19 protein-coding genes and 2 riboswitches are annotated in these 19060 nt (G+C 65.4%); of the genes, 7 read left to right on the forward strand and 12 right to left on the reverse strand.

The annotated features are described in order from the left end of the window. The first annotated feature begins 27 nt into the window (after positions 1–27). The 5 genes from ACOYW5_RS08350 (at position 28) to ACOYW5_RS08370 (ending at position 3102) form a co-directional block, all read left to right on the forward strand. Positions 28–783, forward strand: a complete 756-nt coding sequence (locus ACOYW5_RS08350; protein WP_423068788.1) for a F0F1 ATP synthase subunit A — start codon at positions 28–30, stop codon at positions 781–783. A 68-nt stretch (positions 784–851) separates the two neighbouring features. Continuing rightward, on the forward strand, positions 852–1079 hold the full coding sequence (locus ACOYW5_RS08355) for a F0F1 ATP synthase subunit C (RefSeq protein ID WP_423068789.1): 228 nt from the start codon (positions 852–854) through the stop codon (positions 1077–1079). A gap of 82 nt (positions 1080–1161) precedes the next feature. Continuing rightward, the gene (locus ACOYW5_RS08360) at positions 1162–1827 is read left to right on the forward strand and encodes a F0F1 ATP synthase subunit B (RefSeq protein WP_423068790.1); all 666 of its coding nucleotides are present in this window, start codon (positions 1162–1164) and stop codon (positions 1825–1827) included. Between the two features lie 5 nt (positions 1828–1832). Continuing rightward, positions 1833–2336 (forward strand): ATP F0F1 synthase subunit B, encoded by a 504-nt coding sequence (locus ACOYW5_RS08365; RefSeq protein WP_423068791.1) that lies wholly within the window; start codon positions 1833–1835, stop codon positions 2334–2336. 76 nt (positions 2337–2412) lie between these two features. Then, on the forward strand, positions 2413–3102 hold the full coding sequence (locus tag ACOYW5_RS08370) for a TIGR02117 family protein (RefSeq protein WP_423068792.1): 690 nt from the start codon (positions 2413–2415) through the stop codon (positions 3100–3102). Positions 3103–3771: 669 nt separating this feature from the next. Here the strand turns inward: ACOYW5_RS08370 and ACOYW5_RS08375 are convergent. Beyond that, a complete protein-coding gene (locus tag ACOYW5_RS08375) occupies positions 3772–4338 on the reverse strand; it encodes a methyltransferase family protein (protein WP_423068793.1) in 567 nt (188 codons plus the stop codon). Positions 4339–4528: 190 nt separating this feature from the next. Here ACOYW5_RS08375 and ACOYW5_RS08380 point away from each other — a divergent pair, with 190 nt between their 5' ends. Then, entirely contained in the window at positions 4529–5389 is an 861-nt protein-coding gene (locus ACOYW5_RS08380; protein ID WP_423068794.1) for an alpha/beta fold hydrolase, read from the forward strand. Positions 5390–5391: 2 nt separating this feature from the next. Here the strand turns inward: ACOYW5_RS08380 and gcvPB are convergent, their stop codons facing one another. The 7 genes from gcvPB to ACOYW5_RS08415 form a co-directional block, all read right to left on the reverse strand. Continuing rightward, positions 5392–6927: an aminomethyl-transferring glycine dehydrogenase subunit GcvPB gene (gene gcvPB / locus ACOYW5_RS08385; RefSeq protein ID WP_423068795.1), complete on the reverse strand. Its 1536-nt coding sequence runs from the start codon at positions 6925–6927 to the stop codon at positions 5392–5394. Beyond that, the gene (gcvPA, locus tag ACOYW5_RS08390; RefSeq protein WP_423068796.1) at positions 6927–8279 is read right to left on the reverse strand and encodes an aminomethyl-transferring glycine dehydrogenase subunit GcvPA; all 1353 of its coding nucleotides are present in this window, start codon (positions 8277–8279) and stop codon (positions 6927–6929) included. Before gcvPA ends, gcvPB begins: the two co-directional genes overlap by 1 nt. Positions 8280–8287: 8 nt before the next feature. Continuing rightward, positions 8288–8641 (reverse strand): glycine cleavage system protein GcvH, encoded by a 354-nt coding sequence (gcvH, locus tag ACOYW5_RS08395; protein ID WP_423068797.1) that lies wholly within the window; start codon positions 8639–8641, stop codon positions 8288–8290. Further along, on the reverse strand, positions 8638–9807 hold the full coding sequence (gene gcvT, locus ACOYW5_RS08400) for a glycine cleavage system aminomethyltransferase GcvT (protein ID WP_423068798.1): 1170 nt from the start codon (positions 9805–9807) through the stop codon (positions 8638–8640). The genes gcvH and gcvT overlap by 4 nt, the downstream gene beginning before the upstream one ends. Positions 9808–9872: 65 nt before the next feature. Further along, positions 9873–9956, reverse strand: a riboswitch (glycine riboswitch). 3 nt (positions 9957–9959) lie between these two features. Continuing rightward, a riboswitch (glycine riboswitch) is annotated at positions 9960–10048 on the reverse strand. 55 nt (positions 10049–10103) lie between these two features. Beyond that, the gene (locus tag ACOYW5_RS08405) at positions 10104–10682 is read right to left on the reverse strand and encodes a hypothetical protein (protein WP_423068799.1); all 579 of its coding nucleotides are present in this window, start codon (positions 10680–10682) and stop codon (positions 10104–10106) included. Further along, on the reverse strand, positions 10679–11176 hold the full coding sequence (locus ACOYW5_RS08410) for a redoxin family protein (RefSeq protein ID WP_423068800.1): 498 nt from the start codon (positions 11174–11176) through the stop codon (positions 10679–10681). Before ACOYW5_RS08410 ends, ACOYW5_RS08405 begins: the two co-directional genes overlap by 4 nt. Positions 11177–11235: 59 nt before the next feature. Further along, complete coding sequence (locus ACOYW5_RS08415) at positions 11236–12030, reverse strand: protein-disulfide reductase DsbD domain-containing protein (protein ID WP_423068801.1); 795 nt, start codon at positions 12028–12030, stop codon at positions 11236–11238. A gap of 152 nt (positions 12031–12182) precedes the next feature. Here ACOYW5_RS08415 and ACOYW5_RS08420 point away from each other — a divergent pair, with 152 nt between their 5' ends. Continuing rightward, entirely contained in the window at positions 12183–12761 is a 579-nt protein-coding gene (locus ACOYW5_RS08420) for a YqgE/AlgH family protein (RefSeq protein ID WP_423068802.1), read from the forward strand. A 6-nt stretch (positions 12762–12767) separates the two neighbouring features. Here ACOYW5_RS08420 and ACOYW5_RS08425 read toward each other — a convergent pair whose 3' ends face one another. The 4 genes from ACOYW5_RS08425 to thrC form a co-directional block, all read right to left on the reverse strand. Beyond that, positions 12768–15650 (reverse strand): EAL domain-containing protein, encoded by a 2883-nt coding sequence (locus tag ACOYW5_RS08425; RefSeq protein ID WP_423068803.1) that lies wholly within the window; start codon positions 15648–15650, stop codon positions 12768–12770. A 73-nt stretch (positions 15651–15723) separates the two neighbouring features. Continuing rightward, complete coding sequence (locus ACOYW5_RS08430; protein WP_423068804.1) at positions 15724–16326, reverse strand: GNAT family N-acetyltransferase; 603 nt, start codon at positions 16324–16326, stop codon at positions 15724–15726. Between the two features lie 17 nt (positions 16327–16343). After that, positions 16344–17606, reverse strand: coding sequence for a M16 family metallopeptidase (locus ACOYW5_RS08435; RefSeq protein WP_423068805.1), 1263 nt, complete (start codon positions 17604–17606; stop codon positions 16344–16346). Further along, entirely contained in the window at positions 17603–19009 is a 1407-nt protein-coding gene (thrC, locus tag ACOYW5_RS08440) for a threonine synthase (RefSeq protein WP_423068806.1), read from the reverse strand. The genes ACOYW5_RS08435 and thrC overlap by 4 nt, the downstream gene beginning before the upstream one ends. Positions 19010–19060 lie beyond the last annotated feature (51 nt).

Genomic DNA, 19060 nt, shown 5'->3' on the forward strand with positions numbered 1-19060 from the left:
GGCGCTCTAGCCTAAAGGGAACAGCAGTTGGCCGATCCGAATAAAGTCGACCCGATCCACCAGTTCTTGCTGACCGATATCGTCTCCTCCGGCGAGGGCGGCCTCTCCTTCACCAACTCGGCCCTGTTCATGGCGCTGACGGTTGGTGTGATCGGTCTCTTCCTCATCCTCTCGACGCAGAAGCGCAGCCTCGTGCCCAACCGGGTGCAACTCGTCTCCGAGATGCTCTACGAGTTCGTCGCCAAGATGGTCTCGGACTCGGCCGGCAAGGCCGGCATGAAGTTCTTCCCGTTCGTCTTCTCGCTGTTCATGTTCGTGCTCGTCGCAAACCTGTTCGGCATGATCCCGTTCTTCTTTACCGTCACCAGCCACATCATCATCACCTTCGCGCTGGCCGCCTTGGTGTTCGCCGTGGTCATCATCTACGGGTTCTGGAAGAACGGCTTCAAGTTCCTCAAGCTGTTCGTGCCGTCGGGCATCCCGGGCTACATCCTGCCGCTGGTGGTGCTGATCGAGTTCGTCTCGTTCCTTTCGCGGCCGATTTCGCTCTCGGTTCGTCTCTTCGCCAACATCCTCGCGGGTCACATCACGCTGAAGGTGTTCGCCGGCTTCATCGTGACGCTGGGTGGCCTCGGCTTCCTCGGCTGGCTCGGTGCGCTGCTGCCGCTGGTGATGACCGTGGCGATCACGGCGCTCGAACTCCTCGTGGCGGCCCTGCAGGCCTACGTCTTTGCAGTGCTGACCTCGATGTACATCAATGATGCGATCCATCCGTCGCATTGATCTAGGCCGGTTCACAGTGAGACGGCGGCAAGCGCCGTCAATCGGTCGCAAAATGGAGCAGACTACAAATGGAAGCTGAAGCAGCTAAGTTTATCGGCGCGGGTATCGCGGCGATCGGTATGGCCGGCGCCGCCATCGGCGTGGGCAACATTTTCGGGAGCTTTCTGTCGGGTGCACTGCGCAACCCGGCCGCCGCTCAGGGCCAGTTCTCGAACCTGATCTTCGGCTTCGCCGTGACCGAAGCTCTGGGCATTTTCTCGTTCCTGATCGCGCTTCTGCTGCTGTTCGCAGTCTGATTTCGCGTCAGACGGCTTAGAGCCGACGACCACTGGCTCCGGGTTTCGATCCGGGGCTTTTCCGGCCTCAAAGGGTTTCGAGATGGCGGGTTTGACCCAAGACATCATTATCGTGGCGCAGGCCGAAAGCGGCGACGCGCTCCAGCAAGGCGAGGTCGTAGCGCCTGCCGAGGAGCATGCTGCCGAAAGCGAGCATGCCGCACCGGCCGACGCGCATGGCGCGACGGGCGAGACGCATGCATCGACCGAGGCGCACTCGGAGGTGTTTCCGCCCTTCGATCCGGCTGGCTTCGGTAGCCAGCTGCTGTGGCTGGCCATCACGTTCGGTGCCCTCTACCTGCTGATGAGCCGCGTGGCGCTGCCCCGCATTGGCTCGATCATCGAAACGCGCCGCACCCGCATCGAGGGCGACCTGAAGGAAGCCGAACGGCTCCGCCAGGAGACTGAGAAGGCGGCGGCAGCCTATGAGTCGGCCCTGGCCGAGGCGCGCAAGAACGCCCACGCCATCGCCGAAGAAACCCGCGCCGGTATCAAGGCCGACATCGAAGGCCGCCGTGCCGACGTCGAGGCCCAGTTGAGCAAGCGCGTGTCCGAGGCCGAGGCCCGTATCCTCGCCGACAAGACCGTCGCTCTCGCCAATGTGGGCAGCATCGCGGCCGAGACGGCACAGGCACTCGTCGCCAAGATCTCCGGCAGCGCTACCGCTGCGGAAGCCAAAGCCGCGGTCGCCGCGGTTTCGAAGGAGTAAGGCCCATGTGGAGCTTCGGATACGACGCCACCACCGGCGCCACCATCTGGGCGACTGTCGCGCTCGTTATCTTCATCGGCATCGCCATCTACTTCGGCGTTCACACTACGATCGCCAAGGCGCTCGATGAGCGGATCAAGAAGATCGAAGCCGATCTCGCCGAAGCCGAGGCGCTGCGCGCCGAAGCCAAGGCCCTGCTCGACGACTACGCGCGCCGTCGCGAGGAAGCCGAGAAGGAAGCCGAGGGCATCGTCACCGCCGCCCGCGAAGAGGCATTCCGCCTGACCGCCGACGCCAAGGCCTCGCTCGAAGCCATGGTTGCCCGTCGCGAGAAGTCGGTCACCGACAAGATCGCCCAGGCGGAAGCCCAGGCCGTCGCCGAAGTCCGCGCCCGTTCGGCCGACCTCGCAGTCGAAGCCGCCCGCGTGCTGCTCGAAAAGCAGGTCGCCACCAAAGGCAACGCCCTCGTCGACCAGGCCATCAAGGACGTAGCTGCGCGGCTCAATTGAGCAGTGCGACGCCCCATCGACCATTGAGATGCCCGCCTAAAGCGGGCATTTTCTTTTGGGCTGGCGGGGGCATTGCATGCGGATCGTGAAGCGGATCGCGTTGGGCACGCTGCTCCTTGTCTGCATCCCCATTCTGCTTGCCGTCGTCGGAGCCTTGGTTCCGAGCCCTTCCGGGCCGTCAGACGGTGGTCCAGCCACCCGTCGCATCTACATCGTCTCGAACCCCATCCACACGGACATCGCGGTGCCGCTCGAGCCAGGGACGCTCGCCGCCTTTCCGTTCCTCGCCAGCGCAGGGCTGCCCATCACGCACCCCAACGCGCGCTGGCTGCTGTTCGGCTGGGGTGCGCGTTCGTTCTACCTGGAGACGCCAAGCTTTGCAGACATGAAACCGGGGCCGACCTTCAAGGCACTGACCCTCGATGGTTCGGTCATGCATGTCGATGTCTTAGGCCCCCTGCCCGCTGCAGACCCGGCAGTGATGGCACTCGATATCTCCGAGGCGGGCTATGGCCACATGCTGTCGGCGATCTCCGACAGCTTCACCCGCCGCGACGGCCACGTCCTGCCGATCGAGGGCTATGCCCTCACCGCCAGTGATCGCTTCTTTGAGGGCGAGGGCAGCTTCACTGCCATCCTGGGCTGCAACACGTGGACCGCCCGCATGCTCCGCCGTGCCGGCCTCACGACCGGGATCTGGACACCGCTGCCGATCTCACTCACCAGCACGCTGAGCCTGTTCAACAGTCTGCCGCCTTCATCGTGAGCACCGGCGGCACAAATCTTATCCTCCTCGCTCCAAGCTGTGCGACTCTCCCGCCCGTCCGCTGCACCGAAGCGAGATCATGACGAGTGGTTGGTGCAGTGGAGATTGGGTGATGGGGGAGTCGTTCGCCATCAGGCCGAGAGCACGACGGCATGATCCGGTTCGCCGGGGACGCCGCTAGTACGCGCGAGCCATCCGAATGCGAGGATGGTTCAGGGGACAAGGCTGCCACGCATGAGGCAGCCGCAGAGGCGGGACGGTATCCGGTGGATTCCGGCCGTTCGTCAGCCGGCAGGTTCCTCGCGATGCGGCACGGGATGCGCCCGAGCCATCGTGCCATACGCCCAAAACCCCGATCGGCCGGCGAGGCGTGAGCCTCACTTACATTGCGGACTACCCGCGAGGGGCAAACGCCTCGCCGGCACGTCGCTTCGCTCTTTGACATCCTCCGGGGCCAATGGCCGCCGGATGCATCAGCACGTCGACTGATAGAGACGGCCCCCTCCCGGTCTCCCCCATAAGGGGGAGGTGAAGAGTCGAGTTTCTATCCTCGATCTTGCCTCGAGCACCGGCAGGGCACCTCCCCTTTATGGGGGAGGATGGGAGGGGGCCGTCTGCTTCAGTGACGCACTAAACCGCCCTCGCCGAGCGCGACCCGGTGTCTGCCGCCTACCCCTTCGCCACCACCCCGGGCAGCCTCGGCCAGAAGAACCCGGTTTGCCGGCGGTAATCCTCATAGGCCTCGGCCATCTCCGTGCGCGAGAACTTCCGCTCTTCGCCGAGCGCCGCGATGACATAGATCACCGTGATCGCCAGCAGCGGGATCAGGGACCATGCCGACCAGGTGGCGATGGCCCAGCCGATCCAGAACACCAGGTACGAGGTGTAGAAAGGATGGCGCAGATAGCGGTAAGGCCCGGTCGTCACCAGCCCATGCGGATTGGCGACATCGAAGGCCATCTTGAGCCTCGCCTCGCGCGAGGCGCGGATCGCCATCCAGAACAGCCACAACCCAAAGCACTCGACCGCCAGGCCGATCAACTGCGCAAAGATCGGCTGCGTCTCGATCCAGACGAGCGTGAGGAACACCGCTGCCGTTGCCGTCACCACCACCGAGATCACCACCGTGCCGGTCGGCATCTTGGGCGACTTGAAGTGGGTGCGGAGGGAGCGTCCATACTGGAGAACCACCAGCACGCTCAGCACGGACACAACGAAGTCGAGTACGAGTTCCACCGGTAGTCTCCGAGACGCTACTTGCGGGATCAGGCTATGTGCGCAGCCCAGCTCGCACAAGCGCGGCACAATGCGCGCCTGTGCATGACGATACTTCAAATTGGAGGCTTTTGAGTAGCCATTCGTTCACCGAGCCGTTTGACGAGGTCGTAGGAAGTGCGGGCGTAAGAAGGCGGCGAGGACCGCCGCCATGCCGATCTACGACATCACAGTCAGGACCCAGACCAGCGCGATCCGCCTGAGCGAGAGCGACGGACGCGGCATGCCCATCGTCCTTATCCACGGCTCGGGCGCGTCGCGTACGGTGTTCGCCAAGCAGCTCGCTAGCCCCCTGTCGCGCAGCCATCGCATGCTGGCGCTCGACCTGCCGGGGCATGGCGAGTCGACGAACGCCCGGCATCCGGCCGAGGATTACACCATCCCCGCCCTAGCCCGCACGGTCGATGAGGTGCTGGCCGCCCGGGACATTGAGCGCGCCGTCGTCTTCGGCTGGTCGCTCGGCGGGCATGTAGCCATCGAGCTTATGGCGACGAATCCGTTGGTCGCCGGCCTTATGGTCGCCGGCGCACCTCCGATCCCGCCGGGACCGCTCGGCCTGCTGCGCGGCTTCAAGACCAACATCGACCTGCTGCTCGCCACCAAGGAGCAGTTCAGCGAGCGCGAGGCGCTCCGCTTCTACGAGCTCTGCTACCACGGCCACGGCGATGGCGCCTTCCTCGAGGCGATCCGCCGGGCCGACGGCCGGGTCCGCACCGCCGTCTCTCGCAGCCTCTTGCGCGGCGAAGGCGTCGACCAGAAGCGCGCTGTCGAACAGGCGAGTGTGCCGATCGCCATGGTCAACGGCGAGGCAGAACCGGTGGCGCGGCTAAACTACATCGCTGCGCTCGACTACCGCACGCTGTGGGGCAACACCTGCCACGTCATCCCCAATGCCGGGCACGCCCCCTTCTGGGACCGGCCCGACACCTTCAACCGGCTTCTTGCCCAGTTTGCCGCCGATGTCGCCGACAACCGCCTCGCCAAACCGGCGGTGCTGCGCCAGTCGGCCTAGCGTTACTCGGCTGCCTGCGGCAGATCGTCGGGCCGTTCCCACGTCAGCACCGGCGTCCGTGCTGCGCGCGTCTCGTCGAGACGGCGACGCGGTGCCTTGGTCGGTGCCCCGGTGAAGCGGGCGCTGTTGCCGGCCCTGGCATCGGCCGCCAGCTCCAGCATCACGTCGCAGAAGCGATCGAGCGTCTGCTTGCTCTCGCTTTCGGTGGGTTCCACCAGCATGGCGCCATGCACCACCAACGGGAAGTACATGGTCATGGGGTGGAAGCCCTCGTCGATCAGGGCCTTGGCGAAGTCGAGCGTCGAGACGCCGGTGCCGTCGAGGAAGCTGTCGTCGAACAGCGCCTCGTGCATGCAGGGCTGGCCGGGGAACGGTACGGAGAAGGCCCGCTCGAGCCGCGCCTTGATGTAGTTGGCGTTGAGCACCGCATCCTTGGCCGCCTGCGCCAGCCCATCGCCGCCATGGCTCAGCATGTAGGTCAGCGCCCGCACATACATGCCCATCTGGCCGTTGAAGGCGGTGATGCGGCCAAGGTGCTGGCCCTCGGCGTGCTCGACTAGCTCGCCGGCCCGCACGAACGGCACCGGTGCGAACGGCGCCAGAGCCTCGGACAGCACCACCGGACCGGCGCCCGGACCGCCACCACCGTGCGGGGTCGAGAAGGTCTTGTGCAGGTTGATGTGCATGGCGTCGATGCCGAGGTCGCCCGGCCGCACCACACCCATGATCGCGTTGAAATTCGCACCGTCGCAGTAGAAGAACGCACCCGCCTCGTGGATGGCCGCCGCGATCTCGATCACCTCGGGCTCGAACAGGCCGCAGGTGTTGGGGTTGGTCAGCATGATCGCCGCGACGTCCGGCGACAGCGCCGCCTTCACCGCCTCGACGTCCACCGTGCCATCGTCCCGCGCCGGAACGGCCTTCACGGAGTAGCCTAGGAAAGCCGCCGTCGCCGGGTTCGTGCCGTGGGCGCTCTCGGGCACCAACACTACCTTGCGACGCCCCTGTCCCCGCGCTTCCTGTGCGGCGCGGATGGCCATCATGCCAGCCATCTCGCCATGGGCGCCGGCCTTTGGCGTCAGGCACACCGCAGCAGTGTTGGTCAGCGTCATCAGCCAGTGGCCTATCTGGTTCATTAGCTCCAGCGCACCCTTCACCGTCGAAACCGGCTGCAGCGGGTGGATGTCGGCAAAGCCCGGCAGCCGCGCCATCTTCTCGTTGAGGCGCGGATTGTGCTTCATCGTGCACGAACCCAGCGGGTACATGCCGCTGTCGATCGAGTAGTTGAGCCGGCTCAGCCGCACATAGTGGCGCAGCGTTTCGGGCTCGGTGAGCCCCGCGAGGTCGATCTCGGACTTGCGCTCGAAACCGCCGAGGAACCCGCCGTCGATCTCGACGTCGGGCAGATCGACACCCGAGTGCTCGCGATCGCCGATCTCGAACAGCAGCGGCTCGTTGGGAAGCAGCGAGGAGCCGGACACCGAGGCAAAGTCGGAGGTGCCGATACCGGTCGGCCGGCCCTGGTTGTTCATGGCCATCAGCCTTCTCCGTTCAGCGCGGAATCGAGGCACTCGGCGAGCATCTCGATATCGGTGTGGGTGGTGAGTTCGGTGGCGGCGAGAACAATCAGGTTCGCGCAAGCGGGATTGTCCGGCTCGAGCCGGCTGACCGGCACGCCGGCGAGGACGCCCGCCTGCGCCAGCATCTCGACCACTGGGGCGGCTGGCACGGGCAGGCGGATAGTCATCTCGTTGAAGAAGGTCTTGTTGAGCAGTTCGACACCCGGCACCGTGCCCACCATCCGCGCCAGCCTGATCGCATTGTGGTGGTTGAGCCGGGCCAGCTTCTTCAGCCCAGCCTCGCCCAGCAGCGACATATGGATCGAGAAGGCGAGGGCACAGAGCCCCGCGTTGGTGCAGATGTTAGACGTCGCTTTCTCACGCCGGATATGCTGCTCGCGGGTCGAGAGCGTCAGCACGAAACCACGGTTGCCGTCGGCGTCGACGGTCTCGCCGCAGAGCCGCCCGGGCATCTGCCGGATGAACTCCTTCTTCGTTGCCATCAGCCCGACATAGGGCCCGCCGAAATTGAGGCTGTTGCCGATCGACTGGCCTTCGGCGACGACGATATCGGCCCCAAGTGCACCCGGCGCCTCGATCAGGCCGAGCGACACGACCTCCGTCACCACGACGATCAGCAGCGCACCAGCCGCATGGGCGGCGTCGGCAGCAGCGCGCAGGTTGCGCAGATGGCCGTAGAAGTCCGGCGTCTGGACCACGATCGCGGCGGTGTCGCCGTCGATCTGGTTGAGGATGTCGCCCTGCCCTTCCGGCGACGCTGGCAGGCAAACGAGATCGGGGCCATCGCCGAGATAGGTACGGACTACATCGCGATAGTGCGGGTGCAGCCCGCCGGAGAGCACTATGCGGTTCCGTCGCGTCAGCCGCCGCGCCATCAGCACGGCTTCGGCCGTCGCGGTCGAGCCGTCGTACATCGAGGCGTTGGCAACCTCCATGCCGGTCAAATGCGCGACTTGGGTCTGGAACTCGAACAACATCTGGAGCGTCCCCTGCGAGACCTCCGGCTGATAGGGCGTGTAGGCGGTCAGCCATTCCGAGCGCTGGATCAGATGATCGACGCTCGCCGGCACGTGGTGGCGATAGGCGCCGGCACCGATGAAGAACGGGCCATCACCGGCAGCATGGTTCTGTGCTGCGAGACCCTTCATGTGAGCTTCGACAAGGAACTCCGGTGAATGGCTGGGAAGGTTCACCGGCTCGCGCAGCAGAGCGTGGCCGGGAACGCGGGAGAACAGGTCCTCGGCCGCCCTGGCGCCGATGACGGCGAGCATGTCGGCCCGCTCGTGCTCGGAATGGGGGAGATAGCGCATCGATGTCCTCAGGCCGTCAGCTTGGCGTAGGCGTCGGCGTCCATCAGGGCGTCGAGTTCGCTCGCATCGTCGAGCGTCAGCTTGAAGATCCAGCCGTCGCCCTCGGGGGAGGAGTTGATCAGCCCCGGATCGCCGGACAGCGCATCGTTCACCGCCGTCACGGTGCCAGAGACCGGCGAGTAGATTTCGGAGGCCGCTTTCACCGATTCGACCACCGCCGCCTCGTCGCCGGCCTTGAGCTTCTGGCCGACCTTGGGGAGCTCGACATAGACGATGTCGCCCAGTTGCTCCTGAGCGTAGGGGGTGACGCCCACGGTGCCGTCGGGCGTGATGTACTCGTGGTCCTTGCTGAACTTGGTCATTTGTTGGCCTTCCGGACGTAGCGATGGGGAACGAATGGGGTGGCGACGGCTTCCGCCGCCTGGGTCTTGCCGCGCACCATCACCTGCAGTTTGGTGCCGGGGGCGGCGTGGTCGGGCGGCACGAAGCCGATGGCGATTGCGCGACTGAGGGTCGGGGCGAAGCCGCCGGAGGTGACGATGCCGATCTCGGCGCCGTACTGGTCGAGAATCGGCGCGCCCTCGCGGGCCGGTGCGCCTTCGACGAACAGGCCGACGCGAACACGCTCCAAGACCCCGCCGAGCTCGGCGAGAATGCGCTGCGCCCCGGGGAAATCGGCGGCTTCGCGGCGGCGCTTGGAGATGGCGAAGTTCAGGCCCGCCTCCACCGGCGAAATGGTCTCGTCGAGGTCGTGGCCATAGAGCGGCAGTCCGGCCTCGAGACGGAGGCTGTCGCGGGCACCGAGCCCGATCGGCTTCACCCGGGCATCGGCCAGCAGCGTGTCCCACAGGGCTGCGGCGTGTTCGGGATCGACGAGGATTTCGAAGCCGTCCTCGCCCGTGTAACCGGAGCGTGAGATCACCAGCTTGGTGTCGCGCCAGTCGAACGAGGCGTAGTGCATGAAGCCGAGTTCGGCCGCGGCGGGAACGATGGCATCGACCACGGCAGCGGCCTCCGGCCCCTGCAGCGCCAGCAGCGCGCAATGGTCCGAGCGGCTGAGCGTTGCCTTGCCGAGCGCGGCAGCGGCGATGCGCTGGAAGTCGGCTTCCTTCGTGCCGGCATTGACGACGATGTACAGAGCGCCGCCCCAGCCCTCGGCTGCAGGGCGGGCTATCATCAGGTCGTCGTAGGTGCCGCCCTCATCGTTGAGCAGCAAAGTATAGCGCACCTGGCCCGGCTTCAGGCCACCGATGTCGCCGCAGATCAGGGGCTCGACGACTGCGGCCACGGCGGCGTGGTCGGCCTCGCCATCGCCGGACTTCTGGTCGAGCACCAGAAAGCTCGGACCCATGTGGGATACATCGAACAAACCGGCGTGCTCCCGCGTCCACTTGTGCTCGGCGATGATACCGGCCGGGTACTGCACGGGGAGAGAATAGCCGGAGAACGGCACCATGCGCCCGCCGAGCGCGATGTGCTTGTCGTTGAGGACTACGGTCTTGAGATCGGCTTCGGCTTGATCAGCCATGGGACACCAGGGGTTGAGTGCACGACGACGAAAAGAAGCTACCGCCCCCTCGCGTTCCGCGCCCCCTCTGTCCGCTAACCTGAGAGATTTCCCTGCCGCCTATGGGCAGGTTGCTCCTTCGGTGAGGCGAAATCGCCTGCTTTCCAGAGTTCAGTTCGACTGCGGTCCTTTTGCCTGAGAGTTTCCGGGGCGGTTGCTCCTTCGGCGCCAACGGGAGGCTGGTCTCTCCCGCAGTCGAAAACAACAAAGCCGGGTTTCCCCGGCTATGTCAATGCGCGTCGATGCGGCTCAACAGGCTAGCTGTCGAAGCCGACGTAGAAGACGATCTGTTCGCCGCCTGTGTAGGGCACGGCGACGTTCTCGACCACCTTAACGAACTCCTCCGACTGGTTCGGCGGGGTGATGGTGACCGGGATCTCGTATTTCTCGGAGAAGAGGGCGACGCCGTCGCGCTCGACGGTGAAGCGGACCGGCACGTTGACATTGGTCTGGTTGCCGGCCGGGCCGAGCAGCAGGCGGCCTACCATGCCCATCTTGACGGTGATCAGCCCGTTCGAGACCACGCAGTTGCGCGACTGCTTGTCGATGATGGCCTGGTAGTTGAGGTCCCTGGCGTTACCGACCTTGCCCTTGCCGTAATAGAACAGCGCCTCGCTGCCGGGCTTCACCTTGATCGGCGGGCATTCGGTGGCGATGGCAGGCAGCGCGTTGTTGGTGCCCGTCTGCAGCTCCGCCGCCGTCGGATTGGCCGTCGCCATGGGCGAGGGGCCGGCTGCGGCGGGAGCGAACATGTTGCCCATCGAGCAGGCTGAGAGGGCGAGGGTAATCGCGCCGGTGCCGATGAGGCGAGCCACGGTCGAGGCAGTGATCATCATGCGGTCACCTGCGCAGACTGAAGGGCCATGAGGATTGCGGGTGCGCCGCTGACGGTGACGCCGGTAACGTCCTGCACGAACAGGTCTCGCACCACGCCGTCCTCGATGATCATGGCGAAGCGGGCGAAGCGCTTGCCCATGCCGGCCATCTGCTTGGAGAGCCCGAGCGCGTCGGCGAGATTACCCTCCCCGTCGGCTATGAACTCGATCTTGCCGATCGCATCGGAGCGCTCGGCCCAGGCCTTGGTAACGTGATGGTCGTTGACCGTACCGCAGACGATCTTGCTGACGCCCAGCGCCTTGAACTTAGCGGTGTTAGCGATGAAGCCTGGCAAATGCGAGGTGTCGCACGTCGGGGTAAAGGCACCCGGGACCCCAAAGAAAACCACGAGCCCCTGGCCAAGAACGGCGTCCGACGTCGTGTCGATGGTGTCCCCTGCCCCAACGAGCTTGATGGGGACGGACGGAATCCTGTCGCCGCGCGCGATCGTCATTGTGGACTGGCTCCCCTGAAATTTTGTGCCACCCGGCATACGGGAGGACGGACCCTAGATCAATTGCCCGCAGTCGTCGATCCGGCGGGAGAAACCCGTCGTTCCACCGAGAACGGACCCATTTCGGTCATGAACGTCAGCCGCACGGGTTTGCCCTCCATGCTGCGACCTTGATCTCCCCCGAGCAGTGGCACGAGGACTAGGTTTGGTTCCGGGCTTTTTTGCGGCGCCCCAAAGAGTTGCCCCTCGAGCCCGGCATCGGCGATGAGCGACAGCGGGTCGACCTCCGGGCTAAGCAAAACAGCCAGCGCGTCCGCCTCGGCGTCGTAGCTCACGGCGAGGACCGGATCGCCCGGTCCGTCCCAGTCGAGCGGCGTTTCGGCCAGGGCCTGGGTGATGCGCAGGCCCTGTGAGCGGTCCGGCGTGGCAAAGACCAGCGGCAGGTCGAACGAGGCCATCACCGGCACGCAGATATCGGAGCAGACGCCCATGGTCACGGCGGCCTTGAGATCGGCCTTTTGGCCATCGAGCTTAAGCTCCACCGGCAGGACCACCGGGCCGCGATAAACGTAGTCGACGTAACCTGTCTTGGTCTCGATGGTTGGATAGGGCCAGAGCATTTCGTTGCCGGCGACACCGCTCGAGCCGGCGAAATCGAACACCGTGGGGATGCCCGTCTCGCCCGGTACGCGCCAATAGGTGTTGCTCGACTGCGGCATCTCGATTTCAAGCGCGATGGTCGTCGTGCCGTCGGCCGTGAGCACATCGGAGGAAATCAGCCGGGCCCGCGTGCCGGGCGCCAGCTCCTGCCAGGCCGTCTCGCCGGCATGGGCTGGAAAACTCAGACTGGCCATAAGCAGAAGTGCCGGTACACGCATGGGTTTCCGGATAGCCGAGCCCCGGGGAAATAGAAAGCCGGATCAGGGCATCGTGAACCGTAACTAGGCAGCGCGCCGGGTCAGGGCTAGAGTAATCTGGTCCGGCGGTGCCGAAGTGGAGATTTCGCATGGACTCGCTCAGGGGCCAGTTTCTCGTCGCCATGCCCGATATGGGCGATGAACGTTTTCGCGAGACCGTCATCTACCTCGTGGGTCACGGCGAGGAGGGCGCAATGGGACTGGTGATCAACCAGACCCTCGAAGACATGCGCTTCACCGACATCCTCGAAGAGCTGGAGCTAGGCAACAAGGACGAGCTGATCCGCCTGCCCGACCGGGTGAAGAACCGCCAGGTGCTGCGCGGCGGACCGGTGCAGCGCGGCCGCGGCTTCGTGCTCCACTCATCGGACTATTTCCGCGTCGGCAATTCCTACGAGGTCACCGACGACATTTTCCTTACCGCCACGCTCGATGTGCTCAAGGCCATGGCCTTCAACGAGGCGCCGAGCGAGGCGCTGTTCGCGCTGGGCTATTGCGGCTGGAGCCCAGGCCAGCTCGAGACCGAGCTGCAGGGCAATGGCTGGCTCACTGTGCCGTTTTCGCGGGAGCTCCTGTTCGGCCTGCCGATCGAGAACCGCTACGACGCGGCGCTGGGAAGGCTGGGGATCACCCGCGCCTCGCTGAGCGCGTCGGCCGGGCACGGGTGACCCGGCCTACTTCCCGCTGAACTGGCTCTGCAGGCGCTTGCCCAAGTCCTGGCCGGTCATGGCGGCGCCAAAGGCGAAGCCCTGGGCGTATTGGCAGTTGAGCTGCTGCAGACGCTCGATCTCCTCGATCGTCTCGACGCCCTCGGCGATGACGCTGAGGTCGAGCTCGCTGGCAAGCGTGATGATGGCGCGGATGATCGGCACCTGCGTGTGGCTCATGCCGCTGTCGTCGCTGAGCTGCACGAAGGCGGCCGGGATCTTGATGGTGTCGAAGGGGAAGCGGTGCAGGTAGCTCAACGAGGAGTGGCCGGTGCCAAAGTCGTCGAGCGCGAGGCGCAGGCCGAGCTGGCGCAGCGCGTTCAGCACATAGGCCGAGTGCTCGGGATTGCTCATCACCTGGCTCTCGGTGATCTCGAGCTTGATATGGCGGGCGATCTGCCGATGGTCCGAGACGAGTGCGCGCATGTCGTTGAGCAGCGACTCGGTGGCGAGCTGGCTCGGCGACAGATTGACTGAAACGAAGAAGTCCTCGGGCAGCGGCAGCGAGGCGGCCCATTCACGGGCCTGTCCGGCGGCCTGCTCGAAGGCGACCCGGCCGAGGCGCTCGATCAAGCCGGTGCGCTCGGCGAGCGGCACGAACTCTTCGGGCGCCACCACACCGCGTTGCGGGTGGTTCCAGCGCATCAGGGCTTCACAGCCGGCGATAGTGCCGGCGTGGATGTCCATGATAGGCTGGAACAGCACGCTCAGCTCGCCATGGCGCAGGCCGCGATCGAGGTCCTCCTCGCCGGCTTTGGAGTATGCGGCGATTGAGCGGGCCGAGGCACGGAAAGCCTCGATGCGATCGCCGCCGAGGCGCTTGGCGTAGTACATGGCCAGCTCGGCATCGCGCAGCACGTCGGGCGACGAGACCGGGTTGCCGTCGTAGATGGTGACGCCGATCGAGGCAGTGAGGCTAAGGTCGCGCTCGCCGAAGTTGAACGGCGATTTCAGCGCCTTGCGGATCTGCTCGGCGGTCTCGGCAATCTTACCGGCCGCCTGCTCGGAAGCGAGAATCACGCCGAACTGGTCGCCACCGAGCCGCGCCACTGTATCGAGCGGCCGCATGACGCGGGCGACGCGGCGCGAGATGGCGAGCAGCACCGAATCCGCGGCCGAATGACCAACGCGCTCCTCAAGCTCGGTGAAGCGGTCGATATCGATCAAGAAGACTGCCGGCTTGATGCCGTTGGGCAGGCGGGCGCGGACCAGCGCGCGCTCGAGCCGGTCGAGGAAAAGCTGCTTGTTGGGGAGGCCCGTGAGGCTGTCGTGCACGGCGTCGTGCAGCAAGCGCTCGCGGCTGGCGCGATCCTCGTTGACATCCTGCAGGGTGCCGACGATGCGGTTGACCTGGCCATCGCCACCCAGCACCGGCTTCACCCGCATGCGGAAGGTTCGGAAGCTGCCATCGTGTGCGGTGAGGCGCACATCGGTACTGACCTTGCCGCGACGCAGTTCGACGAGTGTATCGAAGGCGGTGCGGAAACGGTCGCGGTCCTCGGCGTGGATACGATCGAGCCAGCGCTTGATCGAGCCGCGCAGTGCACCACGCCGTTCGCCGAGGCGGGTGCCGAGTTCATCGGAGACCGAGATGCGGTCGCGCTCGATGTTCCAGTCAAAGACGAAATCACCCGAACCGGTCAGCGCGAGGGCGCGACGCTCGACTTCACTGAGCGTGCCGATGGTCACCTGACCTTCGGAGAAGGCATGCTGCACCGCGGTGAAACCGAGCAGCATGACGATGAGCACGAGGCCGCCGGCGACGGCGGGCTGGGCCACATCGTTCGAGACCTGCCCCGTCACCACCAGCCAGGCATAGAACAGCCAGGCGATGTAGATGATCCAGGTCGGCACCAGCAGCACGGCACGGTCGTAGCCGCGGAGTGCCAGCAGCAGGATGAGGAAGAAGCCGGTGATGCCGAGCAGCGCCAGCACCAGTCGCGCCACGGTCGCGGCGATGGAGGGCTGGAAGAAGGCGAAGCCGAACAGGGCCAGGAACACGACCACCAGAGCGAGCGCCAGATGGATGAAGCGCAAGTGCCATCGGTGAAGGTTGAGATAGATGAAGAGGAAGCCGAAGAGTGTCGTGGCTATGCCCGCTTCGGCCGCGGCGCGGAAGGGTTGCACCGAGCCGTTCGAGATGCCCAGCAATGGCCCGAGCACGCCGAAATCAACGAGCAGGTAGATCAGCACCGCCCAGGAGAAGGCGGCAGTCGCGGGGAAGACGCCCCTGCCCCGCACCACGAACATGACGGTGAGGAACACCGCGGCCAGTGCGGCAACGCCGAGCACCACGCCGCGGAACAGGGTGAACGAGTTCACGTAGTCGCGGTAGGCGTCGGGCTTCCACAGGTAGAGTTCGGGGAGCGAGCCGTTCGACAGCTCGGCGACGAAAGTGACGGTGGCGCCGGGGTCGATGACGACTTCGAACACGTCCGCTTCGCGGTCGGTGAGGCGCGTGGGCCGCAGGCCGGCCGAGGGCGTGAGCACCTTGATGCGCTCAGCACCGAGATCGGGGCGGAAGACGCCCGAGCCTGGCAGGCGGAAATAGGGAGCGACGAGCAGGCGCTCGAGCTGCACGTCGGAATCATTGCGCAGCGCGAACAGGGCCCAGTTGGGATTGCTCCCGCCGACCGAGGCCAGCACTTCGATGCGGCGGATGATGCCGTCCTCGCCCGCAGCCGTCGACAGCTGCACCTTGCCGGCATCGCCGGGAACGATATCGACGACGCCGGTGAGATTCACGGCGTTGACGTTCTCGGGGGCTGTGATGACGTCGAAGGCAGCGGTGGGAAGCGTCCCAAGCAGCGCCACAGCCAGGCACATCGCGAGACGGAGGATGTGACGCATTAGCTGAAAACTGGCCCTGCCGAAGTCATGATGGGGGAACTAGGTATCGGGGTTTCCCCGTTCGAACAAGCTTTCACGGCCGGCCACGCCGGATGGCGGCGTCGTAGCGCTCACGGGTCAGGCCGAACATCACGTGGTCAGCCCACTTGCCATCGATCTGGAGGTAGTGCTCGGCGTAGCCCTCTTCCCGGAATCCGTTTTTTTCAAGGACGCGCCGGCTGGCCCGGTTGTCGGGCAGGAAGGCGGCGTGGATGCGGTGAAGCCCAAGCGTTTCAAAGCAGTAGGGGATAACGAGGCTCACCGCCTCGGTCATGAAGCCCTTGCCGGCGAAGGCGTGGCCCATCCAGTAGCCGAGGTTGACGAACTGGGCGGCGCGACGCCGCACATTGGAGAGCGTGATGCCGCCGACCAGCCGGTCCTCGCTGCGGGTGAAGATGAAGAACGAGTAGTCGGTGCCCGCCCGCGCTTCCTCGCGGCCGCGCTTGAGGCGCGAGGCATAGACGCGCTGGCTGAGATCCGACTCGGTCCAGCGCGGCTCGAAGGGCTTCAGAAACTCGCGGCTGGCTCGCCTCAGATCGCGCCAGGCGGTGTAATCGCCGGCGCGTGGAGCGCGGAGGTAGACGCGCTCGCCGATGAGCACGGGAGTATCTTCGCGTGCAAACCAGGTGAGCATCATCGTGCCACCGCCATGGCTCAATTCTTGAGCTGTGCCGCGATGTCGCGATAGTCGGGAAGCCGCGCCACCGGACCGATGCCGGCGAGCGAAACCTTGCCGGATTCGAAGATCTGGCGCGCGACCTGCTTCACGCGATCGGCGGTGATACGGTTGATGCGGTCGACCGTTTCCTGCAGCGGGATGGTGCGGCCCCAGAGGATCTGCTGGCGGGCGAGTTGGCCGGCGCGGGAGGACGGGCTCTCGAGCGACATGAGGAGGCCGGCGCGGATCTGGTTGCGAACGCGGATGACTTCCTCGTCGGTTACGGTCTCGGTGGCCTTGCGCAGCTCGTCGAGCACCACGGGCACCAGTTCGGCGACCTCTTCCTCGCCGGTCGAGGCGGCGACGCCGAAGATGCCGCTATCGGCGAAGGCCCAGTGGAAGGCATATACCGAGTAGCAGAGGCCACGCTTCTCGCGCACTTCTTGGAACAGGCGCGAGCTCATGCCGCCGCCGAGGATCGAGGCGAGGATCTGCACGGCATAAAAGCCGTCGGAATTGTAAGCCCGGCCTTCCATACCCAGAACGATATGCGCCTGCTCATGGTCGGAAACGAGGCGCTGCTCGCCACCGACATAAGCGGCCTTCTGCGGCACCGGGGCGCCGGTGGGCTTGAGGTCGTGGAAGCGGTTATTGGCGATATCGACCAGGGCGTCGTGTTCGACATTGCCAGCGGCGCAGAGCACCATCTGGTCGCCGACATAGTTGCGCTCCATGTAGCCGCGGATCGAGTCCGGGCCGAAGCTGTTCACCGACTCGACGGTGCCGAGGATGGTGCGGCCAATTGGCTGATCGGGAAAGGCTGCCTGCTGGAACAGGTCGAAGACGTGATCGTCGGGATTGTCGCGGGCCGCGCCGATCTCCTGCACGATCACCTGCTGCTCGCGATCGAGCTCCTGCTGCTCGAACTGCGAATTCTGCAGGATGTCGGACAGGATGTCCGCCGCGAGCGCCACGTCCTCCTTCAGCACGCGGGCGAAGTAGCCGGTGTGCTCGACGGAGGTCGCAGCGTTGAGGTCGCCGCCGACATTCTCGATGGTCGAAGCGATCTCGAGCGCGTCGCGGCTCGTCGTGCCCTTGAAGGCCATGTGCTCGAGCACGTGGCTGATGCCGTGCTCGGCTTCGGTCTCGCTGCGGGAACCGGCCTTGACCCAGATGCCCAGGGACGCGCTTTCGAGGTGCGGCATGTCGTCGGTGAGAACGGTCATGCCGTTGGGAAGCGTCGTACTCCGGACCGTCACTTGTGCTCCTCCAGCACGCGGGTTCGTGCCGAAATGAACTGCTCCACCTGCGACTGGTCATTGTCCAGCACGGTAAGGCGTTCTTCCCGTTGATAAAGGTCAGACAACCACGCCGGTAGCCCCGGTTCAATGCCCGTGGCAGCCTTGACGGCGGTGGGAAATTTCGCGGGATGGGCGGTTGATAGCGTGATGACTGGCGTTGCCCCGCCGACTAATGCGCGTGCGACATGGACGGCAACCGCGGTGTGAGGGTCAAGCAGGTAGCCCGAATCCTTGCGAACCGCGGCGATCGTGGCCGAAGTCTCGGCTTCGCTGGTGCGGCCGGCGACGAACTGCTTGCGGATTGCGGCAAGCGCTTTGTCGGGGATCGAAAAGCCACCCGACTGCTTCAGGCCGGCCATCATGATTCTCACCGCACCCGCGTCGCGGTCGGCCGACTCGAACAGCAGCCGCTCGAAGTTGGAGCTGACCTGGATGTCCATGGACGGGCTGATGGTCGGGTGGACGCCGGTCACCTCATAGCGGCCGGTCTCGAGCGTGCGGGCGAGGATGTCGTTGGAGTTCGTGGCGATCGCCAGCGTCCTGATCGGCAGGCCCATGCGCCGGGCGCAGTAGCCGGCGAAGATGTCGCCGAAATTGCCGGTGGGGACGGTGAAGGTCACCTCACGATGCGGAGCACCCAATGCGACGGCGGAGGTGAAGTAGTAGACGATCTGGGCGACGATCCGGCCCCAGTTGATCGAGTTCACGCCGGATAGGCTCACCCCGTCGCGGAAGCGGGCGTTGTTAAACAGGCCCTTCACGATGTCCTGGCAATCATCGAACGTGCCGCGCAGCGCTATGTTGTGGACGTTGGCGTCCAGCACCGTCGTCATCTGCCGGCGCTGCACCTCGGAGGTGCGACCCTCGGGATGGAGGATGAAGATGTCGGTCGTATCGCGGCCGCGGAAGGCCTCGATGGCGGCCGAACCGGTATCGCCGGAAGTGGCGCCGACAATGGTGGCGCGGGCGCCGCGCTGGGCGAGGATGTGGTCCATCACCCGAGCCAGGAACTGCATCGCCACGTCCTTAAAGGCGAGCGTCGGGCCGTGGAACAGTTCGAGCACGAAATGGCCGGGCTCGAGCTCGACGAGCGGCGCTACCGAAGGATGCCGGAAAGTGGCGTAGGCCTCGTCGATGATGCGCCTGAGCTCAACCTCAGGGATTTCGCCTTCGACGAAACGGGAAATGATGTCGAAAGCCACCTCGGCATAGGGCCGGTTGGCAAAGGCCGCGATCTCGCCATGGCTGAGGACCGGCCAATGCTCGGGGACATAAAGCCCGCCGTCACTTGCTAGACCTGCAAGAACTGCGTCTGAAAAGCCGGGCACGGCCGCCCCGCCGCGCGTAGATACGAACTGCATGTAGGGGAAGCGCCCCGTCTTTTTGCTGCGCGTGCCCTGCTGAAGCACGCC

The sequence above is a fragment of the Devosia sp. CN2-171 genome (assembly GCF_049354815.1).
GTDB lineage: Bacteria > Pseudomonadota > Alphaproteobacteria > Rhizobiales > Devosiaceae > Devosia_A.